Here is a 12391-nt window from a genome sequence, read left to right on the forward strand (position 1 = left end):
GAGCTCGGGGAAGGGGCGTCGGTGACCGACGACGACGCGGGAGGCGGAGTCGCAGGGCGTCGGGAGCCCGCTCCCTATTGCTCCCCAGGTCGTAATAGGGCTTGCAGGGAAGCAACACCGTTGATTCCCTGCAAGCCCTCAGGACGTGCGCGGGCCCCGTACGAGAAACGTACGGGGCCCGCGTCGTGTCACTGTCCGGGGAGGTGCCGTGCCGGATCACATTCCCGCGATCAGCTTCTCCACCCGGTCGTCCACCGAGCGGAACGGGTCCTTGCACAACACGGTGCGCTGCGCCTGGTCGTTGAGCTTGAGGTGGACCCAGTCGACGGTGAAGTCCCGCCGCTGTTCCTGGGCCCTGCGGATGAAGTCGCCGCGCAGCCGCGCCCTGGTCGTCTGCGGGGGCACGGACTTGCCCTCGAAGATCTTCAGGTCGTTGCAGACCCGGTCGGCCTGCCCCTTGCGCTCCAGCAGGTAGTACAGGCCGCGACGGCGGTGGATGTCGTGGTACGCGAGGTCTATCTGAGCGACCCGCGGGTGCGACATCGTCATGTTGTGCTTGGCCCGGTACCGGTCGATGAGCTTGTACTTCATCACCCAGTCGATCTCGGTGTCGATCCGGTCCAGGTCCTGGGTCTCGATCGCGTCGAGCGCGCGCCCCCACAGGTCCAGGACCCGGGCGACCGTCCCGGTGCGGATGCCGCGGCGGTCGACGAAGTCGACGGCCTTCTCGTAGTACTCGCGCTGCACCTCGATGGCGGACGCCTCACGCCCGCTGGCCAGCCGCACCTTGCGCTGCCCGGTGGTGTCGTGGCTGACCTCGCGGATGGCCCGGATCGGGTTCTCCAGCGTCAGGTCCCGCATCACCGTGCCCGCCTCGATCATGCGGAGCACCAGGTCGGTCGCGCCGACCTTGAGCAGCATCGTCGTCTCGGACATGTTGGAGTCGCCGACGATGACGTGGAGGCGGCGGTACCGCTCCGCGTCCGCGTGCGGTTCGTCCCGCGTGTTGATGATCGGGCGGGACCGGGTCGTGGCGGAACTGACGCCCTCCCAGATGTGCTCGGCACGCTGGCTGACGCAGTAGACCGCGCCGCGCGGCGTCTGGAGCACCTTGCCCGCGCCGCAGATCAGTTGCCTCGTGACGAGGAACGGAATCAGGATGTCCGCGAGCCGGGAGAATTCTCCGTGCCGGGCCACGAGATAGTTCTCGTGACATCCGTAGGAGTTTCCCGCCGAGTCGGTGTTGTTCTTGAAGAGGTAGACGTCGCCCGCGATTCCCTCCTCGTGCAGGCGGCGTTCGGCATCGACGAGCAGACCTTCGAGAATACGCTCACCGGCCTTGTCGTGGGTGACCAGTTCGGTCAGGCTGTCGCATTCGGGGGTTGCATATTCCGGATGCGATCCCACGTCGAGGTAGAGGCGGGCGCCGTTCCGCAGGAAGACATTGCTGCTGCGGCCCCATGACACGACACGGCGGAAGAGGTAGCGCGCCACTTCGTCAGGGGACAGTCGGCGCTGTCCCCTGAACGTGCACGTGACGCCGTACTCGTTCTCCAGCCCGAAAATGCGGCGGTCCATGACTGAACATTACGCCTTATGGCCTGAGCTGAAACCGGGTTCGACAGCACCGTTTCGATCATTTTCCGATCTGCGCACCGCTACGCCCGTGCTCGCGGGAACTGCGAGGGCCTTTTTCGTGGCCAGGAGAACGAGCAGGGCCGCCACCCCACTGGCCCCGGTCACGACGAAGCCCCATGTCGTCCCGCCCCCCTCGACGGCCGGGCCCGCCACCGCCGTGCCCACCGCCGCGCCCACCCCGAACGTCGTCACCAGCCAGGAGAACGCCTCGGTCACCGTGCCGCGTGGCGCGTGCCGGTCGACAACGATGAACGAGCAGGCGATCGAGGGCGCGAGGAAGACGCCCGCGAGGGCCGCCAGGGCGGTCATGGCGACCACCCCCGGAGTCAGCATCAGCGGCAGGTAGCCCAGCGCCAGCAGCGCCACGAGGTACCGCAGCCGGCGCTCCGGGGTCCCGGCCCACTGCCGCGCCCCGTACACCGCGCCGCCGGTCAGCGCGCCCAGGCCGAGCGCGGCCATCAGCCAGCCGTACACCGACTCCCGGCCGTGGTCGTCGGCGTACGCCACCGCGGCGACGGTGATCGACCCCAGGGCGAGCCCGACGAAGAAGAACGCACCGAGCAGCACCAGCAGCCCCGGTGAGCGCAGCGCGCCCAGCCAGTGCGCCTCGCGGGGCGCCGAGCGCCAGGCCCGGGAGGGTTCGGAGACGACGACGGAGAGCGCCCCCAGGACCCCCAGGCCGTTGATGACGAGCAGGGCCGCGGCGGGCGACCAGAGGGACACCAGCAGCGTCACCAGCAGCGGCCCCAGGGTGAACATGACCTCCTGGGCGACGGCGTCCATGGCGTACGCCCGGTGCACCCGCTCCTCACCGCCCAGCACCGACGGCCACAGTGCCCGCAGGCCGCCCTCCAGCGGCGGAGTGAACACCCCCGCCACGACCACGGCCGCGAAGGCCGGCGCCGGCGATCCGGGGCCCGTCAGCGCCAGCATCACCATGCCGAGCGCCGACACCACGGCGGCGGGCAGCTGGACGCGCGGCTGGCCGTACAGGTCCACTGCCCGGCCCAGCAGCGGCTGCCCGACCGCGGTGGACAGTCCGTACACGGCCGCGAGCGCCCCGGCGAGGGTGTAGCTCCCGCCCTCGGCCCGGGTGAACAGCACGATCGCGATGTGGGCGGTGCCGCTGGGCAGCCGGCCCACCAGGGTTCCCACCAGCAGCCTGGCGGCATGCCGTGTCCGGAGGATGTCCAGATATCCGGCGGCCATGTCCCGCCCCTCTCCTCGGGCGCCTTCCGGCACCATGGGGTTTTACGTATAACGACGAGGGTCATACGTACCATGTGCCCAGTCCGCAGGTCCACCGCACGGCGCCTGCCCCGACCGGCCCGGAGGCCCGAGTGACCAGCGCACCACCGCCCGCATCCGCCCGGCCCACCAGCCGGGACGTCGCACGGGCCGCGGGCGTCTCGCAGGCCACCGTCTCCCTCGTGCTCGGGGACAAGTGGCGCGGCCGGGTCTCCGAGGCGACCGCCGCCCGGGTGCGGCACGCCGCCGACGGCCTCGGCTACCAGCCCAACCTGGCTGCCCGCCAGCTGCGCCTCGGCCGCACCAGGACGGCGCTGCTGGTCGTGCCGGCGCTCACCAACGAGTTCTTCGCCCGTGTCCACACCGGTGCCGCCGCCGTCGCCGCGGAACACGGCTTCGGGGTCGTCCTCTACCCGTCCCCGGAGGGCGTCGGGCCGGCCAGGGACCCCTTCGCCTCGGCGCGCGCCTCCCTGGACGGGGTGATCGCCTCGTCGATGGCCGCGGGCGCGCTCGACGCGCTGCGCGGCGCGGACCTGCCGCTGGTCATGCTCGACAGCGACCCGGCGGACACCGGTGTCGCGGCCCGGGTCAACCTGGACATCGCCGACGGCATGCGGCAGGTCGCGGAGCATCTGCTCGCGCTCGGTCACCGCCGCTTCGTCCATCTGGCGTCGGCGGTCGACTCCTGGACGTTCGGCGTCCGCGCCCGTGCGCTGCACGACACCGTGGGGGCGGTGCCCGGCACCTGCGTACGGACCGTCGAGGCGGCGCTCGACGTCCATTCCGGGCGCGAGGCCGCGCAGCGGGCGCTGGCCGCCCCGGGGCCGCGTCCCACGGCGATCGTGTGCGACGACGACGTCCTCGCCGCGGGCGCCTGCAAGACCGTCCGCAGGCTCGGCCTCCGCGTCCCCGACGACCTGTCGGTCACCGGCTTCAGCGATCTGGCCCTCTCCGTGGCCGTCGAGCCGGAGCTCACCACCGTGCGGCTGCCCGCCGAGCGGGTGGGCGAGCGCGGCATGGCCGCCCTGCTCGCGGTCCTGGACGGCCGCCCCGCCGAACCGGGGAGCCTGCCCGTGCACCTGGTGGCACGCGGCTCCTCGGCGGCGGCGCCGCAGGACGCCGGGCACGCGTGACGGTGCCCCGGCCCGCCGGAAGGGCGGACCGGGGCACCGGAGGGCTGCTTACGACCTGGGGAGCAACAGGGAGCGGGCTCCCGACGCCCTGCGACTCCGCCTCCCGCGTCGTCGTCGGTCACCGACGCCCCGCGTCGGTGACCTCCTCCGCCTCGGATCCGAAGCCGCACGACGCCGCTCGCCGATCCACTCCCCATTGCTCCCCATCAGGTCGTTACTCCACGTCCGCGCCGGAGTCGCCGGAGCCGTCGGCGGGCCTGACGGTGTCCGTCGTGCTCGCGGGCGGTTCGGCCGCCTCGCCGGACTCGTCGTCGGAGGGGGCGTCGGTCGGCGCGGCTCCGCCGTCCGCCTCCAGCAGGCGGGCCAGTTGCCGGCCCACGATCCGCTTGAACTTCCGCTGCTGCGGCCGTGTACGGTCCAGGACCGCGACCTCCAGCCGCTCGGCGGGGATCTCCCGCTCGCTGCCGTTGGGGTCCCGGGACAACGCCTGCACGGCCAGCTTGAGCGCCTCGGCGAGCGTCATGCCGTCGCGGTGGCGCTGGTCGAGGAAACCGCTGATCTGCTCGGCGTTGCCGCCGACCGCGACCGAGCCGTGCTCGTCGACGATCGAGCCGTCGTGCGGCAACCGGTAGATCTGGTCGCCCTCGGGCTCGGTGCCGACCTCGGCCACCACCAGCTCCACCTCGTACGGCTTCTCGGCCGCGCTGGAGAAGATGGTGCCCAGCGTCTGGGCGTAGACGTTGGCCAGACCGCGGGCGGTCACGTCGTCGCGATCGTAGGTGTATCCGCGCAGGTCGGCGTAGCGGACCCCGCCGATGCGGAGATTCTCGTACTCGTTGTACTTGCCGGCGGCGGCGAAACCGATCCGGTCGTAGATCTCGCTGAACTTGTGCAGCGCGCGGGACGGGTTCTCGCCGACGAACACAATGCCGTCGGCATACTGCAGCACTACGAGGCTGCGTCCACGGGCGATGCCCTTGCGGGCGTATTCCGCCCGGTCGGCCATGGCCTGCTGGGGTGAGACATAGAACGGCGTCGACACCGGTTGTCCGTCCCTTTCTGTCAGTGACGAGAGTGTCGGGGAAGCATCGGACCGGCGGTCAGAGCAGCGCGGCGCGCGGGCCGTCGGGCTGTTCCATTCGGTGCTCCACGATCGAGCGGGCGATATCGGAGGATTCCGCGTCGGACAGCTTCCGGAAGCCCTCGTCGGTGATGACGGTGACGATCGGGTAGATCCGCCGGGCCATGTCGGGGCCGCCGGTCGCCGAGTCGTCGTCCGCGGCGTCGTACAGCGCCTGGACGACCAGGGTGAGGGCCTGCTGCTCCGTCAGGTCCTCGCGGTAGAGCTTCTTCATCGAGCCGCGGGCGAAGATGGATCCGGAGCCGGTGGCCGCGTACCCGGTCTCCTCGGACCGGCCGCCGGTCACGTCGTACGAGAAGATCCGGCCCTTCTCGCGGTCGACGTCGTAGCCGGCGAAGAGCGGCACGACGGCCAGGCCCTGCATGGCCATCGCCAGGTTGCCGCGGATCATCGTGGAGAGCCGGTTGGCCTTGCCCTCCAGGGACAGCTGGGCGCCCTCGACCTTCTCGAAGTGCTCCAGCTCCAGCTGGAAGAGCTTGACCATCTCGACGGCCAGACCGGCCGTGCCGGCGATGCCCACCGCCGAGTACTCGTCGGCCGGGAAGACCTTCTCGATGTCGCGCTGCGCGATCATGTTGCCCATGGTCGCCCGCCGGTCACCGGCCAGGACCACGCCTCCGGGGAAGGTCGCCGCGACGATGGTCGTGCCGTGCGGCGCCTCGACGGCCCCGTGCACGGGCGGCAGACTCCGGCTGCCCGGAAGCATCCCGGGCGCGTGGGCGGACAGGAACTCCATGAACGAAGAGGACCCCGGCGTCAGGAAGGCAGCCGGTAGCCGCCCGGTGCTACGAGTGTTGGCTTCCACGCGTTTCCCTCCAGGTGTGCGACGGCCCGCGCGGGGCGTCAGGAGTCCCTCCCGACGTGACGGTGGCCGAGTTGCAGTCGATGCGGTGTGTGCCACGGACCCTACCCGGCCCGCGGCGCTGATCCACAAGAAGCGGGAGGGGCGGCCCGCACGACTCGCGGCGCCGTTTGCGACCGCGCGGTACGGGCCGACTCGGCCCGTACCGCGCGCGTCCTGCATCCACTCCCCCGAGTTCACGGTCGTGAACTACTGTCCGCCCTTTTGCACGAAGGAGCGCACGAAGTCCTCCGCGTTCTCCTCCAGCACGTCGTCGATCTCGTCCAGAACCGAGTCGACGTCGTCGCTCAGCTTCTCCTGGCGCTCCTTGAGGTCGTCGGACGCCTGTGCGTCCTGCGCCTGCTCCTCGACCTCCTCGGTGGAACGCGTCGCCCTCTGCTGTCCGCCGCCGGTGTCCTTGGTCGCCATCTCGCTCACCCCGCTCGGTTCGAAGCACTTGATTCAGACCCTACCCACGGGGTCCGACATCGGCCCGGTACTTGCCGGGACGCCCGGGGTCATCTCCATGATTCCCCGGTCGCGGCCCTTTCAGCCGCCCGACAGCACCTGGACCAGCTCCTCGGCGGTGCGGCACCGGTCCAGGAGTTCCTTGACGTGGTCACGGGTGCCGCGCAGCGGCTCCAGGGTGGGCACCCGCTGCAACGAGTCGTGACCCGGCAGGTCGAAGATGACCGAGTCCCAGGACGCCGCAGCCACGTCGTCGGCGAACTGCTCCAGGCAGCGGCCCCGGAAATAGGCCCTGGTGTCCTCCGGAGGCGCCGTGCGCGCCTTCTCGACCGCGTCCTCGTCCAGCAGCCTCTTCATCTTGCCGCGGGCCGCCAGACGGTTGTACAGGCCCTTCTCGGCCCGCACGTCGGCGTACTGGAGGTCCACCAGATGCAGCCGTGCGGCGTCCCAGTCCAGGCTGTCGCGGCGGCGGTAGCCCTCCATCAGCTCCCGCTTGGCCACCCAGTCCAGCTCTCCGGACAGACTCATCGGGTCGCTCTCCAGCCGGCCCAGGACGTCCTCCCAGCGGCCCAGGACGTCCTTGGTCTGCGCGTCGGCATCCGCCCCGTAGCGGTCCTCGACGTACTTGCGGCCCAGCTCGAAGTACTCCATCTGGAGCTGCACCGCCGTGAGGGTCCGGCCGTTGCGCAGCGTGACCAGCTGCTTCAGCGTCGGGTCGTGGGAGACGTGGTGCAGGGTGCGCACCGGCTGGTCGACCGCGAGATCGACGTTGATGAAGCCGTCCTCGATCATGGACAGGACCAGCGCGGTGGTGCCGAGCTTGAGGTAGGTGGAGATCTCCGACAGGTTCGCGTCGCCGATGATCACATGGAGCCGGCGGTACTTCTCCGCGTCGGAGTGCGGTTCGTCGCGGGTGTTGATGATGGGGCGCTTGAGCGTGGTCTCCAGCCCGACCTCAACCTCGAAGTAGTCCGAGCGCTGGCTGATCTGGAAGCCGTGCTCGTGGCCGTCCTGGCCGATGCCCACGCGGCCCGCTCCCGTGACCACCTGGCGGGAGACGAAGAACGGGGTCAGGTGGCGCACGATGTCCGAGAAGGGGGTCTCCCGCTTCATCAGGTAGTTCTCGTGCGTGCCGTACGAGGCGCCCTTGTTGTCGGTGTTGTTCTTGTAGAGGTGGATCGGCTGGGCGCCCGGGAGCTGCGCCGCGCGCTCGGCCGCTTCGGCCATGATGCGCTCGCCGGCCTTGTCCCAGAGGACCGCGTCCCGCGGGTTGGTGACCTCCGGGGAGCTGTACTCGGGGTGCGCGTGGTCGACGTAGAGGCGGGCACCGTTGGTGAGGATGACGTTGGCCAGGCCGATGTCCTCGTCGGTGAGCTGGCTGGAGTCCGCGGCCTCGCGGGCGAGGTCGAAACCCCGGGCGTCCCGGAGCGGGTTCTCCTCCTCGAAGTCCCATCGGGCGCGGCGCGCCCGGTGCATCGCCGCCGCGTAGGCGTTGACGATCTGGGACGAGGTGAGCATGGCATTGGCGTTGGGGTGGCCGGGGACGGAGATCCCGTACTCCGTCTCGATGCCCATTACTCGCCGTACGGTCATGCGGCCCTCCTTGCCCGGCGGGCGCTCCCCCTCGGGGGGCGGCGCTCGCATACCGCTGCTGGTCCGGTGCCTTTGTGCGGTGCCCGTTCCCGCACTGCGCGACCGGGCGGTACGCAAGAGCCTAGAGCGACTCCGCACCGGTGGGGCGCCCTCGGGCGAGCTGTCCGGAAAGCGACCGGCTGCGGATGCCCGGCCGGGCATCCGCAGCCGGTCCGTGTTCTAAAGGTACTGTCCGGTATTCGCCACCGTGTCGATCGAGCGACCGGTGTCCGCGCCCTGCTTTCCGGTGACAAGGGTACGGATGAATACGATCCGCTCGCCCTTCTTGCCGGAGATACGGGCCCAGTCGTCCGGGTTGGTGGTGTTCGGCAGGTCCTCGTTCTCCTTGAACTCGTCCACGCACGCCTGGAGGAGATGGGAGACCCGCAGGCCCTTCTGGCCCTGTTCGAGGAATGCCTTGATGGCCATTTTCTTCGCCCGGTCGACGATGTTCTGGATCATCGCGCCGGAATTGAAGTCCTTGAAATAGAGGACTTCCTTGTCGCCGTTGGCGTACGTGACTTCGAGGAAGCGGTTCTCCTCGGACTCCATGTACATGCGCTCGACGACGGACTGGATCATGGCGTGCGCCGCGGCTTCCTTGGAGCCCGAGTGCTCCGTGATGTCGTCCGCGTGCAGCGGCAGCGAGGGGGTGAGGTACTTGGCGAAGATGTCCTTCGCCGCCTCCGCGTCGGGGCGCTCGATCTTGATCTTCACGTCGAGGCGTCCGGGCCGCAGGATCGCGGGGTCGATCATGTCCTCGCGGTTGGAGGCCCCGATGACGATCACGTTCTCCAGGCCCTCGACACCGTCGATCTCGGCGAGCAGCTGGGGGACGATGGTGTTCTCCACGTCCGAGCTGACACCGGAGCCGCGGGTACGGAAGAGGGACTCCATCTCGTCGAAGAAGACGATGACGGGGGTGCCCTCGCCCGCCTTCTCGCGGGCGCGTTGGAAGACCAGGCGGATGTGGCGCTCGGTCTCGCCGACGTACTTGTTGAGGAGTTCCGGGCCCTTGATGTTGAGGAAGTAGCTCTTCCCCGCGGGCTGGCCGGTGACCTCGGCGACCTTCTTGGCAAGGGAGTTGGCCACGGCCTTCGCGATGAGCGTCTTGCCGCAGCCGGGCGGGCCGTAGAGCAGGATGCCCTTCGGCGGGCGCAGTTCGTGCTCCTTGAAGAGGTCGGGATGCAGGTAGGGCAGTTCGACCGCGTCCCGGATCAGCTCGATCTGGTCGCCCAGGCCGCCGATCCGGTCGTAGTCGATGTCCGGCACCTCTTCGAGGACGAGCTCCTCGACCTCGCTCTTGGGGACCACTTCGTAGACGTAGCCGGACCTGGGTTCGAGCAGCAGGGCGTCACCGGGGCGGATGGTGGTGTCCAGCAGGGGCTCGGCGAGCCGTACCACCCGCTCCTCGTCGGTGTGCCCGATGACCAGGGCCCGCTCACCGTCCTCGAGGATCTCCTTGAGGGTGACGATGTCCCCGGCACGCTCGAATTCCATGGCGTCGACCACGTTGAGCGCTTCGTTGAGCATGACTTCCTGGCCGCGCCGGAGTTCGTCGAGCTCGATACTGGGGCTGACGTTCACCCGGAGCTTGCGGCCCCCGGTGAAGATGTCGCAGGTACCGTCCTCGTTTCCCTGGAGAAACACACCGAACCCGGCCGGCGGCTGCGCGAGCCGGTCGACTTCTTCCTTCAGGGCCACGATCTGGTCGCGGGCCTCGCGGAGCGTGTTGGCGAGCCGCTCGTTCTGTGCGGTCACGCCCGCCAGGTTGGTCTGCAACTCGACGATCCGCTCTTCGAGAATCCTCGTATGGCGCGGAGAGTCGGCGAGCTTACGTCGCAGGACGGCGATTTCCTGCTCGAGATAGGCGACCTCGCCGGCTGGGTCTTCGGACCCCCGCCCGGGCCGGATGCCGCGGTTGATGTCGTCGTCGTGGGCTGCCACGGTCCTCACCTCCTCCAAGGGGAGCTGGACGCTTCCTGACCCTACCTGGGTGGGTGATGATTGAAACCCCTAGATCACAAAGACTGCGGGGCGTGTCCGATCTTCACCCTTGCGTTCCCCCTCGTCCCTGGGGAATACCCACCCTTCAACATCGGAAAGCGGCCGGTTGTATCGTCGAACCGATCAACACACGTCAGGGCCGGCCACTTCTGGTTCGGAAAAGCAGGGAATGACAGGAGAGACGACCGTGCAGCAGGACGCTCCGACCGGCGGCGACGCGCAGGACCTGGAGGTCTGGATCGACCAGGACCTCTGCACGGGGGACGGCATCTGCGTGCAGTACGCGCCCGAGGTGTTCGAGCTGGACATCGACGGTCTGGCGTATGTGAAGAGCGCCGACGACGAGTTGCTCCAGGACAGCGGAGCGACGACGCCCGTGCCGCTGCCGCTGCTCCAGGACGTCGTCGATTCGGCCAAGGAATGCCCCGGCGACTGCATTCACGTGCGTCGCGTCTCGGACAAGGTCGAGGTGTTCGGCCCCGAGGCCGCCTGATCCACCGGACCCCGGCGGCCGGTCAGGCGCCGGCCGGGGCGGTGCCGGCGGTGCGGACGAAGGCGCCGCCCTCCCAGCGCCAGGTGACCGCTTCGCGCTGGTCGGGGCAGCAGCGGGGCACGTCCTCGGAGGAGTAGCCGAGCAGGGTGGCGGAGACGACTCCGTCACGCACCGCGAGAGCGCCGACGCTCATCCGCTGAGCGGGGTCCACCAGGGTCGCCACGGTCCTGGGCGCGGCCCCGCTCGCCTGCGTGAGGACGTAGACGCCGCTGGGCGGGGTGCCGGAACCGGCGGCGCAGTGGACCACGGCGACGGTCTCGGGGCGGCCGTCCCCGTCCAGGTCGCCCGCGGCCTGCCGGGCGACGGTGTGCTCCAGGCCGCCGCAGTCCAGGGGGTAGGTCGCCCGCAGCGGATCGGGCGCGGCCGCGGGAGCCGGTCCCTCCCCCGCGGTGGTCCGATGGGTCGACGCGGATGCCGCGGGCTCCGGCTGGAGCATGCCCGCGGCGGCGACGACGGCCGCCATGGCCGCCGCGGTGGCGAGCCAGTGCAGCGGCCTGCTGTCGGTGTGCGCGAGGTCCGGGAGCTCGGAGGTCTGCACGCGGGATGTCTCCTGTGGTTCCTGTGGACGAGGATGCCCCGGGCCGGGCCGCGACCTCCGGGAGGCGTCCGCGACGGCGTGGGAGCGGCCAGCATCGTGCCACACCGGGCGGAGCGGAGGAAACGGTGGGGTCGGCACGGATGACTGTCCGTAGGGACAACGAAGGGGCGCCGCCGCCGAGTTCCCGGGTCGGTCCGGGAACTCGGCGGCGGCGCCGGTACGTTGCGCGACCCGTCCGCACTCGGATGCGCGAAGGGCTCAGCCGCGCGAGGAGCCGCTCTGGCTGCCGGGACCGTCGTAGTCCTCGCCGTAGGCGCCCTTGGCGGGGCGGCGGCGGCGCAGCGGGGGCTCCACGCCGTCGGCCAGACGGCGGGCGGTGACGAGGAAGCCGGTGTGGCCGATCATGCGGTGGTCCGGGCGGACGGCCAGGCCCTCGACGTGCCAGTTGCGGATCATCGACTCCCAGGGCTGCGGTTCGGCGAAGCAGCCGGTCTCACGGATGGACTCGACGGTCCGCGCGAGCTGGGTGGTGGTCGCGACGTACGCGCAGACGATGCCGCCGGGCACCAGCGCCTTGGAGACGGCCTCCAGGCACTCCCAGGGAGCGAGCATGTCGAGGACGACCCGGTCGACGTCGGTGTCCGAGAGGTTGTCCTGGAGGTCGCCGACGGTCAGCTGCCAGGCGGGGTGGGGTTCGCCGAAGTAGCGCTCCACGTTCTGCCGGGCGATCTCGGCGAAGTCCTCGCGGCGCTCGTAGGAGTGCAGCATGCCCTGCTCACCGATGGCGCGGAGCAGGAAGGTGGACAGCGATCCGGAACCGACGCCGGCCTCCACGACGCGGGCGCCGGGGAAGATGTCGGCGAAGGCCAGGATCTGCCCCGCGTCCTTGGGGTAGACCACGGCGGCGCCGCGGGGCATGGACAGGACGTAGTCGGGGAGCAGGGGGCGCAGCGCGAGGTAGGCGACGTTTCCCGTGGTTCGGACAACACTGCCCTCGGGGGCACCGATCAGCTCGTCGTGCGGGAAGGAACCCTTGTGGGTGTGGAAGTTCTTTCCGGCTTCGAGCGTGAAGGTGTAGTGGCGTCCCTTGGGATCGGTGAGCTGGACCTGGTCCCCGACCTTGAAGGGCCCGCGTCGGCGGGCGGCACCGGTCGGTTCAGACATGTGACCAGCGTACCGGTGATTCGCGGCG

General features: G+C 70.1%; 11 protein-coding genes. 2 read left to right on the forward strand and 9 right to left on the reverse strand.

The features are described 5' to 3' along the window. Positions 1 to 216 precede the first annotated feature (216 nt). Both pafA and ACFYXM_RS19505 read right to left on the reverse strand, forming a co-directional pair. Entirely contained in the window at positions 217 to 1578 is a 1362-nt protein-coding gene (gene pafA, locus ACFYXM_RS19500; protein ID WP_389290828.1) for a Pup--protein ligase, read from the reverse strand. Between the two features lie 9 nt (positions 1579 to 1587). Continuing rightward, the gene (locus ACFYXM_RS19505; protein ID WP_389290830.1) at positions 1588 to 2847 is read right to left on the reverse strand and encodes an MFS transporter; all 1260 of its coding nucleotides are present in this window, start codon (positions 2845 to 2847) and stop codon (positions 1588 to 1590) included. A gap of 131 nt (positions 2848 to 2978) precedes the next feature. On the opposite strand from ACFYXM_RS19505, the gene ACFYXM_RS19510 reads away from it, so the two are divergent. After that, the gene (locus ACFYXM_RS19510; RefSeq protein ID WP_389290832.1) at positions 2979 to 4019 is read left to right on the forward strand and encodes a LacI family DNA-binding transcriptional regulator; all 1041 of its coding nucleotides are present in this window, start codon (positions 2979 to 2981) and stop codon (positions 4017 to 4019) included. 214 nt (positions 4020 to 4233) lie between these two features. On the opposite strand, the gene prcA is transcribed toward ACFYXM_RS19510, so the two are convergent. The 5 genes from prcA to arc all read right to left on the reverse strand — a co-directional run bounded on the left by prcA (position 4234) and on the right by arc (position 10048). Then, entirely contained in the window at positions 4234 to 5061 is an 828-nt protein-coding gene (gene prcA / locus ACFYXM_RS19515) for a proteasome subunit alpha (protein WP_389290834.1), read from the reverse strand. Positions 5062 to 5119: 58 nt separating this feature from the next. Continuing rightward, positions 5120 to 5965 carry a proteasome subunit beta gene (gene prcB, locus ACFYXM_RS19520; protein WP_389290835.1) on the reverse strand — a complete coding sequence of 282 codons (846 nt, stop codon included), beginning with the start codon at positions 5963 to 5965 and terminating at the stop codon, positions 5120 to 5122. Between the two features lie 246 nt (positions 5966 to 6211). Further along, complete coding sequence (locus ACFYXM_RS19525; RefSeq protein ID WP_073787958.1) at positions 6212 to 6430, reverse strand: ubiquitin-like protein Pup; 219 nt, start codon at positions 6428 to 6430, stop codon at positions 6212 to 6214. A gap of 120 nt (positions 6431 to 6550) precedes the next feature. Further along, positions 6551 to 8062 (reverse strand): depupylase/deamidase Dop, encoded by a 1512-nt coding sequence (dop, locus tag ACFYXM_RS19530; RefSeq protein WP_389290836.1) that lies wholly within the window; start codon positions 8060 to 8062, stop codon positions 6551 to 6553. A gap of 219 nt (positions 8063 to 8281) precedes the next feature. Further along, entirely contained in the window at positions 8282 to 10048 is a 1767-nt protein-coding gene (arc, locus tag ACFYXM_RS19535) for a proteasome ATPase (RefSeq protein ID WP_389290838.1), read from the reverse strand. A gap of 229 nt (positions 10049 to 10277) precedes the next feature. Between arc and ACFYXM_RS19540 the strand changes: the two genes are divergently transcribed. Then, positions 10278 to 10601, forward strand: a complete 324-nt coding sequence (locus ACFYXM_RS19540; protein WP_389290840.1) for a ferredoxin — start codon at positions 10278 to 10280, stop codon at positions 10599 to 10601. Positions 10602 to 10623: 22 nt separating this feature from the next. Here the strand turns inward: ACFYXM_RS19540 and ACFYXM_RS19545 are convergent, their stop codons facing one another. Both ACFYXM_RS19545 and ACFYXM_RS19550 read right to left on the reverse strand, forming a co-directional pair. Beyond that, entirely contained in the window at positions 10624 to 11199 is a 576-nt protein-coding gene (locus ACFYXM_RS19545) for a hypothetical protein (protein ID WP_389290841.1), read from the reverse strand. A gap of 258 nt (positions 11200 to 11457) precedes the next feature. Beyond that, positions 11458 to 12363, reverse strand: coding sequence for a tRNA (adenine-N1)-methyltransferase (locus tag ACFYXM_RS19550; protein WP_389290843.1), 906 nt, complete (start codon positions 12361 to 12363; stop codon positions 11458 to 11460). Between the last annotated feature and the right edge of the window lie 28 nt (positions 12364 to 12391).

Origin of the sequence: Streptomyces sp. NPDC002476 (assembly GCF_042889785.1) — a bacterium.
In the GTDB taxonomy this organism is placed as follows: Bacteria; Actinomycetota; Actinomycetes; order Streptomycetales; family Streptomycetaceae; genus Streptomyces.